This is a genomic window from Micromonospora sp. NPDC007208, assembly GCF_042869175.1.
Classification (GTDB): Bacteria; Actinomycetota; Actinomycetes; order Mycobacteriales; family Micromonosporaceae; genus Micromonospora; species Micromonospora foliorum.
Map to the genome: position 1 here is coordinate 290,611 of NZ_JBIAFG010000006.1, position 20,316 is coordinate 310,926.

Below are 20,316 nucleotides of genomic sequence, written 5' to 3' on the forward strand. Positions count from 1 at the left end.
CCTCCGCAGCGGGTAGTCGCGTGAGCTGATCCGAGACGAGAAGGGGACACTCTGATGGCTGCCCAGACCAAGGTAGCGGTGTTTTACTACAGCGCCACCGGCACCACCTACCAGATGGCGCAGGCCGTGTGTGAGGCCGCCGGGGATGCCGGCGCCGACGTGCGCCTGCGCAAGGTGCGCGAGTTGGCGCCGGACGAGGCGATCCGCTCCAACTCCGGCTGGCAGGCGCACCGCCTGGAGACCCAGGACGTGCCCGAGGCGATGCTCGACGACCTCACCTGGGCCGACGTGGCGATCTTCGGTGCGCCGACCCGGTACGGCATGGTCGCGGCGCAGCTGAAGCAGTTCATCGACACCACCGGCCCGCTCTGGAGCCAGGGCGGGCTGGTCAACAAGGTCTACTCCGCCTTCACCTCGACGGCGACCTCGCACGGGGGTCAGGAGACCACGCTGACGTCACTCTTCAACGTCTTCTACCACTGGGGCGGTGTGGTGGTCACTCCCGGTTACACCGACACCAGCCAGTTCATCGCCGGCAATCCGTACGGTGCCTCGCACACCAGCAACAACGGGGAGATCGCCCCGGACGCCGTGGCGCTCGGAGCCTGCGCGCTCACCGCCCGGCGCGCGGTGCAGCTGGGTGCCGCGCTGAAGGCGGGCCTGGCCGGCTGACCGGCTGACGGACGAGGGCGACCGGTGGCGCGGGCGGGGGCTCTCGGCCCGTCCGCGCCACCGGTCCACCCAGCCCTACCCCCGGGGCGGGCCGACTATGCGCCGCCGAGCGTCGCGGGCAGCTCGTCGGTGCGCGACGCGGGCAGCAGATCGGTCACCAGCTCGCTCAGCACGGCGAGCCCGTCCGGGCTGAGCACGGACTCGGCGTGGAACTGCACCCCGGCGAAGCCGCGCCCCCGCAGGGCGTGCACGGCGCCGTCGCCCGGGTCCCGGGCCAGCTCCACCGGCCCGTACGCGGTGGCCAGCAGGTCGGCCTCGGCGCGGGCGGTGAACGTCGAGTAGAACCCGACCCGGCGGGTCCGGCCGAACACCGGTACCTCCCGCTGCAACCCCTGATAGGCCGCCTCCCGGCGGTGCAGCGCCAGCCCCAGCAGCCCGGCCAGCACCTGATGGCCGAGGCAGACCGCGAGGGTGGGACGGCCGGTCGCCAGCAGCCCGGTCAGCAGCTCCCGCAGCGCCACCATCTTCGGCTCGTCCACGCTGCCCGGGTCACCGGGCCCGGGGCCGGCCACCACCAGGTCGTAGTCGTCGACCGGGCCGCTCGCGTGCCACGGCCGGGTGGTCACCGTCAGGCCCAACGCGCCCAGTTGGTGGGCCAGCATGCCGGTGAAGGTGTCCTCGGCGTCCACGATCAGCACCCGGCGGCCGACCAGCCCGGGCAGGCCGGGCGCGTCCGGTGACCGCTGGTCCAGCCAGAAGCGCGCCAGCGGTGCGTTGCGCGCGGCCAGCGCGTCGCGTACCGCCGGGTCGTCGGCCAGCCGCGCGACCGGCCCGCGGTCGCCGACGGCCGCCGCCGGGCCGAGGCCGAGCGCGGCCAGGACCCCGGCGGCCTTGGCGTGCGTCTCGGCCACCTCACCGGCCGCCGTCGAGTGCCGGACCAGGGTCGCGCCGACCGGCACCCGCAGCCGGCCGGTGGGGGAGATCTCGGCGGTACGGATCAGGATCGGCGCATCGAGGGTCTGCCGGCCGGCCTCGTCGTGGCCGAGCAGCGCCAGCACGCCCCCGTAGTAGCCCCGGCCCCGGCGCTCGTGCCGGGCGATCACCCGGCAGGCGTTCTCGATCGGGCTGCCCGTCACGGTGGGGGCGAACATCGTCTCGCGCAGCACCTCCCGCACGTCGCGGGTGCCCCGCCCGGCGAGCAGGTACTCGGTGTGCGCCAGGTGTGACATCTCCTTCAGGTACGGGCCGATCACCTGCCCACCGTGCTCGGCGACGGTGGCCATCATCTTCAGCTCCTCGTCGAGCACCATGTACAGCTCTTCGATCTCCTTCTCGTCGGCGAGGAAGCGCAGCAGGGCCGCCCGGTCCGCGACGCCACCGGGGCAGCGGAAGGTGCCGCTGATCGGGTTCATCATCACCAGGCCGTCGTCGACGCTGACGTGCCGCTCCGGGCTGGCGCCGACGAGCGTCCGGGTGCCGGTGTGCACCACGAACGTCCAGTACGCGCCGCGTTCGGCGATCAGCAGCCGGCGCAGGGCGGCCAGCGCGGCCCCCAGCGGTGGGCCCTGCACGGTGGCGTGCAGGGCGCGGTGGATGACGAAGTTGGCGCCCTCGCCGCGGCCGATCTCCTCGGACAGCACCCGCTGCACGGTCCGCGCGTACTCCTCGTCGCTGACGTCGAAGCCGGCGTCGCCGGTGTGGACCGGTTCGTCGGGCAGCGCGGCGAGGGCGTCGGCCAGCGTGATCCGCTGGTGCTCGCGGACCTGGAGGAACTCCAGCGGGGCGCCGTCGTCGACGCAGGCGAAGCCGCGCTCGGTGATCTGCCGGTACGGCACCAGGGCCAGCGTCCGCGCCCCGGGCGGGCCGGGCGGCAGCGGAAGGTCGGTGAGCCCCTCGACGGTGTCGACCGGGCCGGTGAACAGGTCCAGTTCGTCCGCGCTCTCGCGGCGCAGCAGCGCGAAGGGGCCGGGGTCGACGCCGTGGGCGACGGCGGTGAGCAGGTCGGTCAGGTGGGTCATCGGGCGTCTCCGTCGGGCAGGGGCGCCGCCGTCGGGCGGCCCGCTGGCCGGGAGATCCGGCGACCGCCTCGATGGCGGCCGCGTGGATGGAGCTACGCGCGGGAGATGGCCGCCGGGTCGGCGGGCCACCAACTGGTCAGTTGCGCGAGCATGTGATCCACCCTACGCGCCCGTCGGCCGGCTGGCACGGGGTAACTTGACCGGCGATGAACATTCTCGCGCTCGACCTGGGCACCTCCTCGGTACGCGGGCTGGTGCTGGACGCGGACACCCAGCCGCTGCCCGGCGCCCTGGCCCGCCGCAAGGTCGACCTCGCCATCGGTGACGACGGCACCGGCACGCTGTCCGGTCGGGACTATCTGGCGAACCTGGTCGAGTGCCTGGACGAGCTGGCCGACTCGGGGCACCTGCACGACGTCGGCCTGGTGGCGGTCTCCGCCCAGTGGCACTCGGTGCTCCCGCTGGACCGCGACGGCGCACCCTTGGGCCCGGTGGTCACCTGGCTGGACACCCGGCCCGCCCCGGTCGGGCGTACCGCCGGTCCGGCGGACCCGGACGGCTTCCACCAGCGCACCGGCTGCTGGTGGCACCGCTCGTACTGGTCGATGCGGTTGCCCTGGTTGCGCGAGCAGTCCGGCACCCCGATCGCCCGGTTCGTCGGTCTGCCCGAGTACGTGCTGGGCGAGCTGCTCGACACGGCACCCATGTCGATCTCCCAGGCCTCCGGGACCGGTCTGCTGGACCTGCGCACCCTGCGTTGGGACGAGGAGGCGTTGACCCTCGCCGAGGCGCGACCGGAGGAGCTGCCGCCGCTGGGCGAGCTGGACTGGCACGGCCGGCTCCGGGTCGACCTGGCCCGTCGGTGGCCGCAGTTGGCGCAGGCCCGGTGGTCACCGCCGGTGGGCGACGGTGGGGCGTCGAACGTCGGCTCGGGCTGCGTCGACCCGAGCCGGGCCGCCGTCACCGTGGGCACCTCCGCGGCCGTACGGCTGATGCAGCGGATCCCGGCCGGCGAACCGATGCCCCGCCTGCCCGAACGGCTGTGGCGGTACCGGGTCGACCACGACCACGTGGTGACCGGGGCCGCGTACGCCAACGGAGGCAACCTCTTCGCCTGGGCGGACCGGGAGCTGCGGTTGCCCCGGGGCGCCGAGTTGGACGCGGCGCTGGCGCTGGTGCCGGCGGGCGGCGGCCGACCGGCGGACCCCCGCTTCGGTGGTGACCGGGCGCCGGGGCTGGCGCCTGCGGGCAGCGGTGAGCTGCGCGGTCTGAGCTTCAGCACCACCTCGGTCGACATCCTGGCCGGGCTGATGCAGGGGTTGTGTGAGCTGGTCGCCGCGGACCTCGGGGTGCTGGAGTCCACCATCGACAAACCGGTCGGCGTGGTGCTGGGCGGCGGCGCGGTGGCCGCCTCGGTGTGGTGGCGGCAGGCCTTCGCCACCGCGCTCGCACCGCGACCGGTGTCGCATCAACGCAACCCGGAGATCGGCGCCACAGGTGCCGCGTTGGTGGCGTTGGGGCGCTTCGGTGACGCCATCGAGCTCGCCGACATCGGCCGGACGGACGAGCTGGTTTTACCGACCCCGGCAGGACGTTCCCACCCGCAGTATCCTTCCTGAACCTCGGCCTCGCCCGGGCCGTTGACAGCGGTACCGAGCCTGGTTGGATGGACTGCGCTCCCCCGACCGCGGTGGACGCGGTAGGACGGAGGAGGCAGGGTGGCGGCAGGTCCCGACCCGGCGAACGGCGCGGTGTCGAACCATCGCCGACGCCGCTTCGACGTCCGAGTCGTTCCGCATCGACGGCGCTCTCCGTTCCGGCTGCGCGACTGGCGGATGAGCACGAAGCTCGCCACCGTGCTGCTGGTGCCGTCGATGGCGTTCCTCCTGCTCGCCGGGGTGCAGACCAGCACGCTGGTGGGGCGGACGACGGCGTTGAACGACTTCTCCGGTCAGGTCGGTATCGGCCGGCAGATCACCGCGGCGGTGCACCAGCTCCAGCAGGAGCGCGACCGCTCGGCGGGGGAGCTGGGTGAGCTGCGTAAGGGTGGTGACCGGCAGGCCGCGGCGAACGACCTGAAGCCGTTGCAGGCGTCCACCGACAAGGCCATCGTGGACCTGAGCCGGGCGGCCGAGCCGCTGGCCGACGCGGACGCGTCCTGGCGGGTCGCCTTCTCCGAGGCGCTGGAGGCGTACGACCAGGTGGTCGACATCCGCGCGGCGATTCCGCCGGCGGTGCTGAGCAGCGAGACCATCCTGGGCAACTACCACCGGGCCGTGGGGGCGTTGCTGGACCTGCTCGCCGAACCGACGCCGGGTCAGAACCAGCCGGCTTTGAACGACGCGGTGCTGCGCTACGTCCAGCTGGCCCGGGTCAAGGAACTCTCCTCCCGGGTGCGGGCGCAGCTCTACGCCGCCGCGCGCGCCGGTGCGTACGGCACCGAGGACCGGGTGGTCCTCGCCGACCTGCGCGGCCAGCAGCTCACCGCGCTCGGTGCGTTCCGGGTGGCCGCGACCACCGATCAGATCCGCCGCTACGACGAGACCTCGGTGTCGCCGATGTTCGTGGTCGCCACCGGGTTGGAGGAGCGCAGCCTGTCCTCCGGTGGCGCGTCGCCGCAGGTGCTGCCGTCGGAGCAGTGGTGGTCGGCCAGCCAGCAGCGCCAGGAGCTGCTGCGCCAGCTTGAGGCGGGTGTGCTCGACGACGCCGTGCGCCAGGCCGAGGAGGCCAGCGACGATCAGCTGCGGACGACCCTGCTGGTCGTCGGTGGGGTCGTCACGGTCCTGCTGGCCGCTCTGCTGATCTCGTTGCTCATCGGGCGGTCGGTGGCCCGGTCGATGCGGTTGCTGCGCAGCCAGGCGCTGCGGATCGCCCAGGTCGAGTTGCCGGACACCCTGGACCGGCTGAAGACCGTCACCGGCGGGGTGCCCCGTATCGACGTCGCGCCGGCGGTGGTCCGTTCACTCGACGAGATCGGCGAGCTGGCCGAGGCGTTCGTGGCGGTGCACCGCAGCGCCGTCACGGTCGCCGTCGAGCAGGCGCTCATGCGGCGCAACGTCAACGCGATGTTCGTCAACCTGGCCCGCCGCAGCCAGGTGCTGGTGGAGCGGCAGCTGGAGCTGCTGGACGACCTGGAGCGCGAGGAGAGCGACCCGGACCAGCTGGAGAACCTGTTCAAGCTCGATCACCTGGCCGCCCGGATGCGCCGTAACGACGAGAGCCTGCTGGTGCTCGCCGGCACCGACTCCACCCGCCGGTGGAACCGGCCGGTCGGCCTCGGTGCGGTGCTGCTGGCCGCCGCCGCCGAGATCGAGCAGTACCAGCGGGTCCGGATCGAGTCGGTGGTCGACGTGCACGTGGTCGGGCACGCCGTCGGCGAGTTGGTGCACCTGCTGGCCGAGCTGCTGGAGAACGCCACCGCCTTCTCCCGCCCGGACACCGTCGTGGTGGTGACCGCCCGGGTCGAGGCGGGCGCTCCGCTGATCGAGATCGTCGACCGTGGTCTGGGCATGAGCCCGGCCGCGCTGGTGCAGGCGAACGAGGTGCTGGCCAGCCCTCCGGCCGCGGACGTCGCGGCGGTGGAGCGGATGGGGCTCTTCGTGGTCAGCCACCTGGCGGCCCGGTTGGGCGTACGCGTGCGGTTGACCGGCGGCGAGGACGGCCTGGTCGCGCGACTCGCCCTGCCCGCGGTGTTGCTGGCTCCGGCGGGCAACGTCGAGCTGGACGCGCCCCCGTCTGCGCGGATGTTGGCGGCGAGCGCGGCGCGAGGGTTGGCTGGGCAGTCCGGGGCCGCCGGGCCGGCCGCCGCCCCGGTGCCGGGCGCCGCGGCGCGGGACCTGCCGGTGGCCGGCCGCCCGCCGGGTGTCGGCGTGCCACGTCAGGGCCGCCCGGTGCCGGTGCGCGCCGAGGACGTGTTGACCCCGAACGCTGCTCGCGGTGGCGGCGGGGGCTGGTATTCGCGGCAGGGCCCGAGCGGGCCGGCGGTGCCCGCACCGGCGGCGCCGCCGACCGTCCCGGTGACCGCCGGCACCAATGAGCGGGGATTGCCGGTGCGGGTGCCCATGGCGCAGTTGAGCGCGGTCACCCGTTCGGCACAACCGATGTCGGCACCGACCCGCACCGACCCGGACCCGGAGGCGGTCGGCGGCATGCTCTCGCGGCTCTACAGCGGAGTACGGCGCGCCGAGGCTGAGGACACCACCGAGATACCCGTGCCACCGTCCGGGGGGCACGACGAAGGGGGACGACGACAGTGACGACGTTGAGCCAGGAGGCACGTGACCTGAGCTGGCTGGTGAGCGCGTTCGCGGAGCGGGTGCCGGGTGTGGCGCATGCGGTGGTGGTCTCCTCCGACGGGCTGCTGGTGGCGATCTCCGATCACCTGCCCCGTGACAACGCGGACAAGCTCGCCGCGGTGACCTCCGGGCTGATGAGCATCACCGCGGGTGCGGCCCAGATGTTCGACGGCGACGTCGTCAAGCAGACGGTGGTCGAGATGGGCCGTGGCTACTTCCTGGTGATGCAGATCCGCGACGGTTCGATTCTGGCCACGCTGGCCGCCGGTGACGCGGACATCGGTGTGGTGGGCTACGAGATGGCCCGGCTGGCCAAGCAGGCGGGGGAGATGCTCACCCCGGCCCTGCGGGCGGAGTTGCAGCAGGCGCTGCCCCGCTGAGTGAGCCGGCCGAGGCCCGGACGGTCACCGGCTCACCCGAGCCGAGCCGTCCGGGCCCGGCCGTCCGGGTGGCGGCGCCTTCAGAAGCCGCCGGCGGCGATGACGGAGCGGTACCAGGTGGCGCTGCTCTTGAGCACCCGCCGCTGGGTGGGGTAGTCCACGTAGACCAGGCCCCAGCGTTGGTCGTAGCCCTGGTCCCACTCGAAGTTGTCCAGCAGTGACCAGACGTGGAAGCTCTCCAGCGGCACCCCGTCGGCGATGGCGCGGTGCGCGGCGGTGAGGTGGTCGCGCAGGAAGCTGATCCGGCCGGTGTCCTGGACGGTGTCGTCCGCGTCCAGAGTGTCCGGTGTGGGCAGCCCGTTCTCGGTGATGGTGAGCGGGATCGGGCCGTACTCGCGGGTGATCCGGGTCAGCAGGTCGTACATCCCCTCGGGGTAGATCTGCTGCCACTCGGCCTCGGAGGTCGCCCAGCGGTGCGCGGTGCCGCCGTCGGCGGTGACGTAGATCGGGGTGTAGTACTGCACGGCCAGCAGGTCGACCGGCGAGGAGATGATTTTCAGGTCGCCGTCGCGGATGCCCTGGACCATGCGGCTCTGCGGGCCCAGGTCGGCCAGCAGGTCCTCCGGGTAGCTGCCCTTGAACAGGGAGTCGAGGTAGAGGCGGTTCTCGTAGGCGTCGTAGAGGTGGGCGGCCGCGGCAGCCTGCGGGGAGTCGTCGGCGGGGTAGCAGGGGTGCAGGTTGAGTGCGGGGCCGATCCGGCTGTCGCTGCCGCTGGCCCGCAGCGCGCCGACGGCGAACCCGTGGGCGAGTTGCAGGTGGTGGGCGACCAGGTAGGCGGCGTCCGGGTCCTGCCGGCCGGGGGCGTGGTGGCCGGTGAGGTAGCCGTTCTGCACGACGGTCTTGGGCTCGTTGATGGTGAGCCAGGCCGGCACCCGGTCGCCGAGGGCGCGGAAGACCACGTCGGCGTAGTCGGCGAAGCGGTGGGCGGTGTCGCGTGACTCCCAGCCGCCGGCGTCCTGGAGCGCCTGCGGGAGGTCCCAGTGGAACAGGGTGGCCATCGGGGTGATGTCGCGCTCGTGCAGGCCGTCGAGGAGGCGTCGGTAGAAGTCGAGGCCGCGCTGGTTGGGCGTGCCGGTGCCGTCGGGTTGGATCCGGGGCCAGGAGATGGAGAAGCGGTAGCTGCGCAACCCGAGGTCGCGCATGAGGTCGAGGTCCTCGGCGTAGCGGTGGTAGTGGTCGATGGCCACGTCGCCGGTGTCGCCGTTGCGGGTGCGTCCCGGGACGCGGCTGAAGGTGTCCCAGACCGACTCGCCGCGCCCGTCCTCCTTGGCGGCGCCCTCGATCTGGTACGCGGAGGTGGCTGCGCCCCAGCCGAAGTTGTCCGGGAAGCGCAGCGGGCCGGCGGGCCCAATAGGTATCGACATGGATTCTCCTCATGGATACGGGGCCACCGCCGAAAGTTTCGGGAGCGCTCCCATGATAGGGCAGGCGCTGCCGGCCGGTCAGCCGGCCGTCAGAACGGCCGGCGCTGGCGGATGGGATGCGGGTGTGGCCCCGAGCAGCGAACGAGGCCGTCCGGGCGGCGCGGCGCGCCTGTCCCGTCGGCCTCTTTTCCTATCGTGTACGGGGGTTTAGTGTGGGGACGGGGGAGGGCAACCCCCGTCCCCACCGTAACTGCACACACACGGGCGGAATTTGGGTCCTGCCGTGCGTGTCGCGCGGGAGCCGGGCCACGCGAGTGGCTCTGGTTCCACCTCCCTCCCTGTGGCGGGACGATGGCTGACGACGGCGTCCGGGCTGGCCCGTCGTCGGCCCTCGGTCTGGTTCCCCGGGCTCGTCAGAGACGACCCCAGCGATCTTCTTGTTGGAACCTTGTCGATGGAAGCGCTCCCATCGACCGATGTTGCGACTGTAACGCCCGTCACGCCATTGTGAAAGCCCCAAAACGAGATCGAAACAAGGAGCTGATCCGGCGCTCCGTGCGCTTGTTGTGGGAGCGCTTCCATGGCACACTGTCGATTCGACGCGACACGAGCCACATCGCGTGAGTGCGGGTCCACCGAGGGCAACCGGCAGCACCAGCTCCGGTCACGGTCACCCGAGCGCGGCCGGCGGGACCCCCTCCCGTGCGGGCCGCACCGCCCTACCCCGGCCGGGCCCGGGGAAGACCACCTTCCCGGCGCCTCGACATCCCCGCGGACCACCACCCTCGCGGGCAGGCGCCTCGCCGGAGAACCATCCCGGCCTGGTCCGAGGAGACACCGCGCACATGAGACAACTGGCAATACGCCGCCGCGTGGCGCTCGCCGCCGCCGCGCTGCTCGCCATCGGCGGGGTGACCCTGCCTGCCGGCGCCGCACAGGCCGCACCCGCCTGCGACGTGGTCTACGCGACCAACGACTGGAACACCGGCTTCACCGCCAACGTCACCATCAAGAACCTGGGCGACCCGGTCAGCAACTGGACGCTCAAGTGGACCTTCCCGACCAGCGGTCAGCGGGTCACCCAGGGCTGGTCGGCCAAGTTCAGCCAGTCCGGCAGCGAGGTCACCGCGACCAACGAGTCGTACAACGGCAACCTCGGCACCGGGGCCTCCACCACCATCGGCTTCAACGGCGCCCACTCGGGGAGCAACCCGAAGCCCACCGCGTTCACCCTGAACGGCACCCCCTGCAACGGCACCCCGGCCAACCAGCCGCCGACGGTCTCCCTCGGCCTGCCGGCCGGGCCGTTCACCGCGCCGGCCGACGTGCCGTTGACCGCCACCGCCAGCGACCCGGACGGGACGATCAGCAAGGTCGAGTTCTACCGCAACGGCCTGCTGATCAACACCGACACCAGCGCCCCGTACGCCTACACCCAGGAGGACCTGCCGGCCGGCAGCTACACCGTCCAGGCCAAGGCGTACGACAACGCCAACGGCATCGGGGTCGACGAGAAGGCGTTCACCGTCGGCACCGCCAGCGGCCCGACGTTGATCGCCACTCCGTCCGCGGTGAGCGTCACCGAGGGTGGCACCAGCACCTTCAACCTGAAGCTCAGCGCCGCGCCGACGGCGAGTGTGCCGGTCACCCTCACCCGCACCGGCGACACCGACGTCACGGTCTCGCCGGCCACCGCCACGCTGACCACGAGTAACTGGAACACCGGGGTCACCGTCACGGTCGCCGCGGCGGAGGACACCGACACCGTCGGGGGCGCCGCCACCATCACCGCCTCCGCCACGGGTCTCGCCTCGCTGGCGGTCACCGCCACCGAGATCGACAACGACACCCCGGGCGGCGACAACACCTACATCGCGAAGTTCCTCGACCAGTACGGCAAGATCAAGAACTCGGGCTACTTCAGCCCCGAGGGCGTGCCGTACCACTCGGTGGAGACGCTGATCGTGGAGGCACCCGACCACGGTCACGAGACCACCTCGGAGGCGTTCAGCTTCTGGCTCTGGCTGGAGGCGAACTACGGGCGGGTCACCCAGAACTGGGCCCCGTTCAACAACGCCTGGACGGTGATGGAGAAGTACATCATCCCCACGCACGCCGACCAGCCGACCGCCGGCTCCGCGGGCACCCCGCAGTACGCCGCGGAGTACAACCTGCCCAGCCAGTACCCGTCGGCGCTGAACCCGAACGTCCCGGTCGGTCAGGACCCGCTCCGCTCGGAGTTGCAGTCCACCTACGGCACCGGCGACATCTACGGCATGCACTGGCTGATGGACGTCGACAACACCTACGGCTTCGGCCGCTGCGGTGACGGCACCACCAAGCCGGCCTACATCAACACCTTCCAGCGGGGCACCCAGGAGTCGGTGTGGGAGACCATCCCGCAGCCGTCCTGCGACACCTTCAAGCACGGCGGTCAGTACGGATACCTCGACCTGTTCGTCAAGGACACCGGCGCCCCCGCCAAGCAGTGGAAGTACACCAACGCCCCGGACGCCGACGCCCGCGCCGTGCAGGCCGCGTACTGGGCGCTGACCTGGGCCAAGGCGCAGAACAAGCAGGCCGATGTCGCGGCCACCATCACCAAGGCCGCCAAGATGGGCGACTACCTGCGGTACGCGATGTTCGACAAGTACTTCAAGAAGATCGGCAACTGCGTCGGGGCCAGCACCTGCCCCGCCGGCAGCGGCAAGGACTCGGCGCACTACCTGCTGTCCTGGTACTACGCCTGGGGTGGCGCGTACGACGCCAGCCAGAACTGGTCCTGGCGGATCGGCTCCAGCCACAACCACTTCGGCTACCAGAACCCGTTCGCGGCCTGGGCGCTGACCAACACCCCGGAGCTCAAGCCGCAGTCGTCGACAGCGGTCGCCGACTGGACCAAGAGCTTCGAGCGGCAGCTGGAGTTCTACACCTGGCTGCAGTCCGCCGAGGGCGGCATCGCCGGCGGCGCGACCAACAGCTGGGACGGCAGCTACGCCCAGCCGCCGGCCGGCACCAGCACCTTCTACGGCATGTTCTACGACGTCGACCCGGTCTACAACGACCCGCCGTCGAACCAGTGGTTCGGCATGCAGGCGTGGTCGATGCAGCGCATCGCCGAGCTGTACCTGCAGACCGGCAACGCGAAGGCCAAGGCGCTGCTGGACAAGTGGGTGCCGTGGGCGATCGCCAACACCACCGTCGGCACCAACTGGTCGATCCCGTCGGACATGGCGTGGACCGGTCAGCCGACCACCTGGAACCCGTCCAGCCCGCAGCCCAACACCAACCTGCACGTCGAGGTGATCAGCAAGGGCCAGGACGTCGGCGTCGCCGCCGCCTACGCCCGAACCCTGATCGCGTACGCGGCCAAGTCGGGCAATGTGGCGGCGAAGAACACCGCCAAGGGTCTGCTCGACGCGCTGTCGGCCGCCAGCGACGCCAAGGGCGTCTCCACCACCGAGAAGCGTGGCGACTACCGGCGCTTCGACGACGTCTACAACGCGTCCACCGGGCAGGGAGTCTACGTCCCGCCGGGCTGGACCGGGAAGATGCCGAACGGCGACGCCATCGCCGCCGGCAAGAGCTTCCTCGACATCCGGTCCTTCTACAAGAACGACCCGGACTGGCCCAAGGTGCAGGCGTACCTGGACGGTGGTCCGGAGCCGAGCTTCAACTACCACCGGTTCTGGGCGCAGGCTGACGTCGCCATGGCGTACGCCGACTACGGCAGCCTGTTCCCGAACGGCTGAGGCGACCCGGGGTGGGTGGCGTGGACCGCCCACCCCGGGGTCCGGCCCGGTCCGGGGAACGACGGACCAGGGCTGGCGGACGGCCTGACACCCACGGTCAGGCCGGGGTGGGCCGGCCATCTGGCCGACGCAGCGGATCGGTCGGCCCACCCCACCGCCCGGACTGAAGCCAACCGCGAAAAAGCCCAGAAATTCGGGCCGTCGCGGGATCACACCGAGGTCCGTGACGGAGTAACGTACGTCACCGGAGAGGCCGCTCCCCCCGTGGCGGCCTCTCCACTTTTTTTGCCCCGAGCCCGGCTGCTTTTTGCCCCCGAGCCCGGCCGTGCCCCGGCGGTCAGCGAGGCGGGGTGACCGGGTGACGCAGCCCCGGGTGCCCGGCCGGCAGCGAGCGCCGCAGCACCACCCAGCTCAGTGCCAGCGCCGCGGCGACCAGCGGCCAGGTCAGCGCCACCCGGGCCACCACCAGCGCGAGCACCTGCCCGCCCAGGTAGAGCGGCACGAACACGGCGAGCCGCAGCAGGTAGGTAGCCGTCCACACCCAACTGGCCCGCCCGTACCCGCGCAGCAGCGCCGGGTCGCGCCGCCACCCGGCCCGTTGGCCCAGCACCGCGCCGACCAGCACGCCGAGCAGTGGCCAGCGCACCACGATGCTGACCGTCCACGCCAGAGCGCTCGCGGCGTTGGAGAGCACCTGGATCAGAAAGAAGTTCTCGGCCCGGCCGGTGCGCACCGCGATCAACGCCGCGACGCAGACGGCCAGCAGCCCGATCAGCACCGAACGCGGCCGGTCACCCCGACGCAGCCGTACGCCCGCCACCACCGCGCCCACGGCCAGCGCCGCGCCGACCCCACCCCACAGCGACTCGCCGCCCAGCAGCCAGCCCGCCGCGAACGCCAGCGGCGGCAGGGTGGCGTCGATGGCGCCACGTCGCCCGCCCAGCAGATCCGTCAGCGACTCGGCCCGCGCCGGCCCTGCCGGACCGGTGTCGGCGCCGGTTGGCACCGGCCCTGCCGACCCCGGGTCGTCGCTCCTGCGCTGCTCCGGACCGGGCTGCGCCGGGCCGCTGTCGCGCTCCGGTGTTCCGCTCACCACCGCCTCCTCGCCTCCGGCACAACCTAACCGGCGATGGATGGCGGGCCACCGCTCGGACCGCCGACACCTGCCGCTACGGTGTGCGGATGCGCGCGACGGCACGGGGTTGGACCGCGGTCTGGTTGGTCGTACTGGCCCTCGTCCAGGCGGCTGCCTTCCTCGCCGTGTGGCGGGTGGCCGTGCACCTCGAGATCGGTCAGTGGGTGGACACGGTCGCCCTCACCGGCAACCGGATCGGGCAGGACACCATCGACGGTCCGGTCGATAAGATCCTCAACGCGATGTCGGTGGTCTCGCTGCTGGCCGCCACCGCGACGATCGGGTTCATCGCGCTGATCCGGGGGCGGATCGCCCTGGCGATCACCGCGACCCTGCTGATCGCCGGAGCGAACGTCACCACCCAACTGCTCAAGTACGGGCTGAACCGGCCCGACTACGGTCTCGACCCGGAACGCGCCGCGGTGGGCAACAGCCTGCCCAGCGGGCACGCCACGGTGGCCGCCTCGGTGGCGGTCGCGCTGATGCTCGTGCTGCCGCGCAAGGTGCGGGCCGTCGGCGCCTTCATCGGTGCCGGCTACGCCGCCGCCGCCGGAGTGGCCACCCTCTCCGCCGGCTGGCACCGGCCCAGCGACGCCGTCGCCGCGTACCTGGTGGTGGGCGTGTGGGCGGCGTTGGCCGGGTTGCTGCTGTTGGTCACCCAGCGGGAGCAGGCCGAGATCGCCCCGGGCGACGCGCACCGGGTCGCGGCGCTGGTGCTCGGGCTCGGCGGGGTGCTCGCCCTGGTCGCCTGCGGGCTGTCCCTGTCCTGGCTGCTCGACCTGCGCGACACCGGGCCGGAGGAGTTGGCCCGCCGCCCCCTGTTCGTCGGGTACGCGGGCAGCGCCGCCGGGATCGCCGGCACGATGGCGGTGGTGATGGCGTTGGTGCTCAGCGTCGTGCACCGGCTGGTGCCCCGGGTCAAGGGCTGATCCCGTCCGGTGCAGCCGGTCCGGGCGGCGTTCTCCGCCGAGTGCGCGCGGTTCACCGAGATCCTTGCCGAGCTGACCGACGACGATCTCAACCGGCCCAGCGACTGCCCTCCGTGGAACGTCCGGGACCTGATCGCGCACACCCGCACCGGGGCCGGCCGGCTGACCGACATGCTCGCCGCGCCCGCCCCACCCCGCGCCGAGGTGGACGCCGCCGGCTACTTCGGGGCGGCGAAGTTCACCGCCGAGGTCGACGCCGACCGGATCGCCGGCGGCCAGCGGGAGGCGCTACGGGTGGACCGGGCGGCGCTGGCGACCGAGTTCGACCGGGCCTGGCGGGCCACCGAGGCGGCGGTCGCCGCCGCGCCGCCCGACCGGGTGGTGCGAACCCGGCACGGCGACGCGATGCGCCTCGACGAGTTCCTGCGGACCCGGGTCGTCGAGGTGGGTGTGCACGGGTTGGATCTGGCCGCCGCGCTGGGCCGGCCCCCGTGGCTCACCCCACCGGCGGCGGTGGTCATCGCCGAGCTGCTCACCGGCGGACGACCGACACCGGCCGGGTTGAGCTGGGACCGGCTGACCCTGATCCGCAAGGCCACCGGCCGGGCGGTGCTGACCGCCGCGGAACGGGCCGCGATCGACGCCGCCGGCTTCCGTTGGCTCGCCTTCGGCCGCTGACCCGGGTCATCCGAGCCGCGGCCGTTCGGTCGCTGCTCGCCTCTAGCTGCTGGCGTTGACCAGTCAGCTCGCGGAGCGTGGGGCGGGGACGTGCGGGGCGACGCCGCGCAGGTGTGTCAGCACCACCGGGTCGATCCGCCCCGGCACCAGCCGCTCCTCCAGGTTCTCCAACCCGGCCCAGGAGATCAACGCCGCCTCCGTGCCGGCCTGGTGCACCGGGTGGCCCAGCGCGCCGAGCAGCGCCGCCACCTCGGCGGCGACCGCGCCGCTCAGGTCGAGCAGGGTGGCCGGGTCGGGCTTGCCGAACAGCATGGTGTGCACGGCGAGCAGGCGACCCAGCTCGGCTACCGGGGCCGGGTGGTCGTCCACGCGCAGGTCCACCACCACGTCGCTGGTGCCGCCGTACCCGCCGCCGCGTTCGACCACCAGCAGGCCGGCGCTCTGCCGGCCACGCCGGTCTCCGCCGGCCTCGTCGCCGGCGCGCAGTGCGGCGAGCAGCCGCTCGGCGAACGGCAGCGCCGTATTCGCCTGCCAGGCCTGGCCGAGGGCGTCGACGACCTCCGGGCCGGTGAGCACGTTGCCCTGTGCGGCCCAGCCGTCGCCGGTCCGCCCGCCGGCCCACGGATGGCAGGCCGGCCCCGTCCAGGTGGCGCCCGAACCGCTGGCCCCCACGACGCCGAGCTGGCGGTGCTCCCGCTCCGGGTCGGCGGCGATCAGCCCGGCCACCACGTCGGCGGCGGCGACCCCGGTGCGCAGCAGGGTGAGGCCCTGCGGGCGGTAGGCGAGGTTGACGTGCGCCTGGGTGGCCAGCGCGCCCACCTCGGCGGCGGCGGCCGGCACCAGCGCCCCGGCGGCGAGGAACTTGCTGGCGACGGCCACGCCGTGCAGGCGGCCGTCGGCGGAGCGGGCGACGAGCGAGAAGGTCACCGGCCGAGAGTAACCGTCCGCGCCGGCGCCACATCGACCCGCGAGGCTCAGAACGGCGGTGCGGCGGCTTCCGGTGGGGCGCCGTGGGCCCGTCGGGCGTCCGCCACCGCGACCGCGGCCAGCACCACCGCCCCGACCGCTGTCGAGACCACACCGGGCAGGAACAGCAGCGGCACCGACGACGCCACCAGCACCGTGAGGGCGATCCACCGGGACGGGGAGACCCGGGCGAACACCTCGTACTCCAGGCGGGCCCGCCCGGCCAGGAACAGGGCTGGCCCGCCGAGCACCATGGCCAGCCATGGCCCGGGGATCCGCTCCAGCGGATGGTTGATGATCAGTTCGTAGCCGATGGCGGTGGCAGCGAGACCGATCACCATCAGCAGGTGGGTGTCGGCCGCCGACCGGCCGATGGTGGCGGGGTGGCGGGCCTTCATCACCGCCTCGCCCAGGATCCGGCCGGCCCGCTGCACGTAGATGCGCCACAACATGATCGAGGTGGCCAGTGCGAGCGCGAACGCCCACACGTGCCCCGCCTCGTACGGCCCCGCGCTGTAGGCGAACCCCGCCACCAGGATCGTCTCGCCCAGCGCGACGAGGAAGAACTGCTGGTACCGCTCGGCCAGGTGCTCCCCGGCGATCTCCCACTTGGAGACCGTCGAACGACCCAGGCCGGGTACCGGCCAGCCGTAACGGCCGGCCAGGTACTCGATGAGCAGCGCCGCCGACCAGAGCACCACCTGCGCGTTGGTGGTCAACATCGCGCCGCTGATCCAGAGCACCCCGGTGACGGCGAAGACCACCGCCATGCGCACCTTCAACCGGCGGTACGGGTGCGGTCCGAGCGCGATCGACAGGATCACCGGCCGGGTCACCTGCGCGATGACGTACGCCACCGCGAACATCAGTCCGGTCGCGCTGAACGCGCGGGGGACCGCCACCCCCATCACCATGCTGCACACCAACGCGGTGATCACCACGGTCTGCAGCGGCACCCGGTACGGGTCGTACCGGCTGGTCGTCCACGCGGTGCCCTGCCAGACCGCCCAGAGCGCGAGCAGCAACAGCAGTGTCTTGCCGCCGCCGGTGACCGTCCCCCAGCCGTGCTCCCGGCCCGGGTCCTGGGTCAGGTCCTCGAACGCGCGCGCCGAGATCCGGGTGAGCGCGAAGACGAATACCAGGTCGAAGAAGAGTTCCAGGAACGTCGCCCGGCCGGGCGTGACCGCCGCGGGGACCGGCTCCAGGTGTCCCGCCGCCCTGGAACCCATGGTCAGCGGCCTGCGCCGTCGGTCCGGTCCACCTCGAAGTGGTAGCACTTCCCACCGGCGCGCACGGCCGGAAACCGGCGATTCTGCCCAACCCGGGGATCTTGCTCGGGCCGGCGTCAACGGGCACGATCGATCGGTGACGAATCGATGGGGCATGACGGTGCCGCTGGGCGGGATCGCGCTGGCGCAGCACGACGCGGCCTACGCGGCCCTCGACCGGGCCGGGTTCACCGACGTGTGGTCGTCCGAGGTCGCCGGGACCGACGCGTTCACCCCGCTGGCGCTCGCCGCGGCCTGGCAGCCCGGGCTGCGGCTCGGCACCGCGATCACGCCGGTCTTCACCCGGGGGCCCGGGCTGTTGGCGATGAGCGCGGCGGCGCTGGCCGAGGCGGCGCCGGGCCGGTTCTCGCTCGGCATCGGCGCGTCCTCACCCGTGCTGGTCCGGGACTGGAACGCGGTGCCGTTCGAGGAGCCGTTCCGCCGCACCCGCGACGTGCTGCGCTTCCTGCGCGCCGCGCTGGCCGGCGAGACCGTCGACGAGGTCTACGACACGTTCGCCGTCCGCCGGTTCACGCTGGAACGACCGCCGGCGGTGCCGCCACCGATCCTGCTCGCCGCGCTGCGCCCGGGAATGCTCCGGCTGGCCGGCGCGGAGGCCGACGGGGTCATCCTCAACTGGCTCAGCGCCGACGACGTGCCGCGTGCCCTCGCCGAGCTGGGCGAGCGCCGCGCCGGCTTCGAGGTCGCCGCCCGCATCTTCGTCTGCCCCACCGAGGACGCCGCGTACGCCCGGGCGCTGGGCCGTCGGCTCATCACCAGCTACCTCACCGTTCCGGCGTACGCGGAGTTCCACCGCTGGCTCGGCCGCGACGAGACGCTCGCGCCCATGTGGGCGGCCTGGGCCGCCGGTGACCGGCGTGGCGCCAGCGCGGCCGTGCCCGACGAGGTGGTCGACGCGCTGGTGCTGCACGGCTCACCGGAGCGGTGCCGCGCCGAGGTGCGCCGCTACGCCGACAACGGGGTGGACGTGCCGGTCTTCGCGCTGCTTCCCACCCCCGAGGTCACCGCCGGCGGCGCGACCGCGCTGCTCAGCCTCATCGCCCGGTTGGGCACCAACCTCGTGGAGGCGTCCGCGTGAACCTCACCGACCGGGTCGTGGTGGTCACCGGCGGGGCCGGTGGCATCGGCGCGGCGCTGTCGCGCCGGTTCGCCGCCGAGGGGGCCGCCGCCGTGGTGGTCGCCGACCTGGACGCCGACGCCGCCCGCGCGGTTGCCGAGGGCATCGGCCCGGTCGCGCACCCCCGCGCCCTCGACGTCACCGACGAGGAGCAGGTCCGCGCGCTGGTCGCCGACACCGAGCAGCGGTACGGCCGGATCGACCTGTTCTGCGCCAACGCGGGGGTGACCACCGGCGGGGGAGTTGAGGTCGACGACGCCGGCTGGGACCGCTCCTGGCGGGTCAACGTGCTCGCCCACGTCTACTCGGCCCGCGCGGTGCTGCCCGGAATGCTGGCCCGGGGCGGCGGGCACCTGCTGCACACCTGCTCCGCGGCCGGTGTGCTGACGGCGGTGGGCGACGCCGCGTACACCGCGACGAAGCACGCCTCGGTGGGGTTCGCCGAGTGGTTGGCGATCACCTACCGGGACCGGGGCATCCGGGTCAGCGCGCTCTGCCCGCAGGGGGTGGACACCCCGATGCTCGCCGACGGGCTCGCCGACGGTCACCTGGGCGCCCGGGTGGTCGCCGCGTCCGGTGCGGTGCTCACCCCGGACCAGGTCGCCGACGCGGCCATCGCCGGGCTGGCCGAGGAACGGTTCCTGATCCTGCCGCACCCCGAGGTCGCCGACTACGCGCGCCGCCGCGCCGAGGACCCGGACGGCTGGCAGGCCGGCATGCGCAAACTCATCCGCCGGCTGACCGCCTGACCCGCTACCGCGTTGGAACGCGTCCGACGGCCAGGAGGTGGGCGCTGGAACTGATCAGCGCCGGCTCGCTGCTGTAGAGCCGGGCGAGGTCCAACGCCGCGGCGAAGACGGCGTCCTGCGCCGGTCCGTTCGCCGCGGCCTCCGCCGCTGTCCAGGCCGGGCCCTCCACCCCGTGTACGACGACGTCGGTCAGCCCCGCGGCCACGCACTCGTCGGTGATCTCCTCGACGCGGTGGAAGTAGGCGTGGGTGAAACCGATCCGCGGGTCGTTGACGCCGTCGCTCAGCAGCGCCCTGGCCTCGTCGAGCAGCCTCTCGTCGAGTCGTCCGGTGGCCGCGAAGTCCAACGGGCCGGCGAAGCGGGAGATGACGGCGGCCACGACGAGACCGCCGGGGCGGGTGACCCGGACCGCCTCGCGGAGGGCCTGGAGCCGGTCGTCGCGGCGGATCAGGTGGTACAGCGGACCCAGCAGCAGCGCGGCGTCATACCCGCCGTCGGCGTCGGGAAGCGCACGCGCGTCGGCCACCTGCGACTCGACCGGAGGGTGCCCGTCGCGGGCCTGCGCGACGTGGTTGGGCACCAAATCGACGAGGCGGACCTCGTAGCCGGCGACGACGAGGGCCCGCGCGTACTCGCCGGTACCGCCGCCGATGTCCAGCACCCGGGCACCGGCACCGGGCAGGAGGTCCCGCAGGAGCTGCATCGTGCGGGTCCACTCCAGTCGCGCCTGTGGCCTGCCGGTGAGCCGCTGGTCCTCGCGGTAGCGCTGCGTGTAGTAGTCGACGATGTCACTCGAATGCTGGTCCACGCTCTGATGGTCATCGTTGCGCACACGTACCGCCAGCGTGTTTCGGTCCCCGTTGATCCTGCCGCCGGTGATCAAGAAGTTTGGGTCAGAAGTGGGCCCGCAGT

15 protein-coding genes are annotated in these 20,316 nt (G+C 72.9%); 9 read left to right on the top strand and 6 right to left on the bottom strand.

Annotated features, from left to right (window positions below; all coding sequences use genetic code 11):
- Positions 1–54: 54 nt before the first annotated feature.
- The gene (gene wrbA, locus ACFYL6_RS15525; RefSeq protein WP_387171580.1) at positions 55–672 is read left to right on the top strand and encodes an NAD(P)H:quinone oxidoreductase; all 618 of its coding nucleotides are present in this window, start codon (positions 55–57) and stop codon (positions 670–672) included.
- A gap of 95 nt (positions 673–767) precedes the next feature.
- Here wrbA and ACFYL6_RS15530 read toward each other — a convergent pair whose 3' ends face one another.
- Complete coding sequence (locus ACFYL6_RS15530; RefSeq protein ID WP_387171582.1) at positions 768–2,690, bottom strand: anthranilate synthase family protein; 1,923 nt, start codon at positions 2,688–2,690, stop codon at positions 768–770.
- Between the two features lie 206 nt (positions 2,691–2,896).
- Here ACFYL6_RS15530 and ACFYL6_RS15535 point away from each other — a divergent pair, with 206 nt between their 5' ends.
- From ACFYL6_RS15535 to ACFYL6_RS15545, 3 genes are all read left to right on the top strand, one after another.
- Positions 2,897–4,309, top strand: coding sequence for an FGGY family carbohydrate kinase (locus tag ACFYL6_RS15535; protein WP_387171584.1), 1,413 nt, complete (start codon positions 2,897–2,899; stop codon positions 4,307–4,309).
- 99 nt (positions 4,310–4,408) lie between these two features.
- Positions 4,409–6,946, top strand: a complete 2,538-nt coding sequence (locus ACFYL6_RS15540) for a nitrate- and nitrite sensing domain-containing protein (RefSeq protein ID WP_387171586.1) — start codon at positions 4,409–4,411, stop codon at positions 6,944–6,946.
- A 5-nt stretch (positions 6,947–6,951) separates the two neighbouring features.
- Entirely contained in the window at positions 6,952–7,365 is a 414-nt protein-coding gene (locus ACFYL6_RS15545; RefSeq protein WP_203148617.1) for a roadblock/LC7 domain-containing protein, read from the top strand.
- An 80-nt stretch (positions 7,366–7,445) separates the two neighbouring features.
- Here the strand turns inward: ACFYL6_RS15545 and ACFYL6_RS15550 are convergent, their stop codons facing one another.
- The gene (locus ACFYL6_RS15550) at positions 7,446–8,789 is read right to left on the bottom strand and encodes a GH1 family beta-glucosidase (RefSeq protein ID WP_387171588.1); all 1,344 of its coding nucleotides are present in this window, start codon (positions 8,787–8,789) and stop codon (positions 7,446–7,448) included.
- An 845-nt stretch (positions 8,790–9,634) separates the two neighbouring features.
- On the opposite strand from ACFYL6_RS15550, the gene ACFYL6_RS15555 reads away from it, so the two are divergent.
- On the top strand, positions 9,635–12,541 hold the full coding sequence (locus tag ACFYL6_RS15555; RefSeq protein WP_387171590.1) for a glycoside hydrolase family 48 protein: 2,907 nt from the start codon (positions 9,635–9,637) through the stop codon (positions 12,539–12,541).
- A 337-nt stretch (positions 12,542–12,878) separates the two neighbouring features.
- On the opposite strand, the gene ACFYL6_RS15560 is transcribed toward ACFYL6_RS15555, so the two are convergent.
- Entirely contained in the window at positions 12,879–13,547 is a 669-nt protein-coding gene (locus ACFYL6_RS15560) for a DUF3159 domain-containing protein (RefSeq protein WP_387171780.1), read from the bottom strand.
- Between the two features lie 170 nt (positions 13,548–13,717).
- On the opposite strand from ACFYL6_RS15560, the gene ACFYL6_RS15565 reads away from it, so the two are divergent.
- Together ACFYL6_RS15565 and ACFYL6_RS15570 are read left to right on the top strand one after the other, a co-directional pair.
- On the top strand, positions 13,718–14,605 hold the full coding sequence (locus tag ACFYL6_RS15565) for a phosphatase PAP2 family protein (protein ID WP_387171592.1): 888 nt from the start codon (positions 13,718–13,720) through the stop codon (positions 14,603–14,605).
- Between the two features lie 9 nt (positions 14,606–14,614).
- Positions 14,615–15,283, top strand: coding sequence for a maleylpyruvate isomerase N-terminal domain-containing protein (locus ACFYL6_RS15570; protein ID WP_387171594.1), 669 nt, complete (start codon positions 14,615–14,617; stop codon positions 15,281–15,283).
- A 63-nt stretch (positions 15,284–15,346) separates the two neighbouring features.
- Here ACFYL6_RS15570 and ACFYL6_RS15575 read toward each other — a convergent pair whose 3' ends face one another.
- Complete coding sequence (locus tag ACFYL6_RS15575) at positions 15,347–16,210, bottom strand: DUF1028 domain-containing protein (protein WP_387171596.1); 864 nt, start codon at positions 16,208–16,210, stop codon at positions 15,347–15,349.
- Positions 16,211–16,257: 47 nt separating this feature from the next.
- On the bottom strand, positions 16,258–17,478 hold the full coding sequence (locus tag ACFYL6_RS15580) for a low temperature requirement protein A (RefSeq protein WP_387171598.1): 1,221 nt from the start codon (positions 17,476–17,478) through the stop codon (positions 16,258–16,260).
- A 154-nt stretch (positions 17,479–17,632) separates the two neighbouring features.
- Here ACFYL6_RS15580 and ACFYL6_RS15585 point away from each other — a divergent pair, with 154 nt between their 5' ends.
- Together ACFYL6_RS15585 and ACFYL6_RS15590 are read left to right on the top strand one after the other, a co-directional pair.
- Positions 17,633–18,616: an LLM class F420-dependent oxidoreductase gene (locus tag ACFYL6_RS15585; RefSeq protein ID WP_387171782.1), complete on the top strand. Its 984-nt coding sequence runs from the start codon at positions 17,633–17,635 to the stop codon at positions 18,614–18,616.
- Complete coding sequence (locus ACFYL6_RS15590; protein WP_387171600.1) at positions 18,613–19,404, top strand: SDR family oxidoreductase; 792 nt, start codon at positions 18,613–18,615, stop codon at positions 19,402–19,404. Before ACFYL6_RS15585 ends, ACFYL6_RS15590 begins: the two co-directional genes overlap by 4 nt.
- 4 nt (positions 19,405–19,408) lie before the next feature.
- Here ACFYL6_RS15590 and ACFYL6_RS15595 read toward each other — a convergent pair whose 3' ends face one another.
- A complete protein-coding gene (locus ACFYL6_RS15595; RefSeq protein ID WP_387171602.1) occupies positions 19,409–20,212 on the bottom strand; it encodes a class I SAM-dependent methyltransferase in 804 nt (267 codons plus the stop codon).
- Positions 20,213–20,316: the final 104 nt, after the last annotated feature.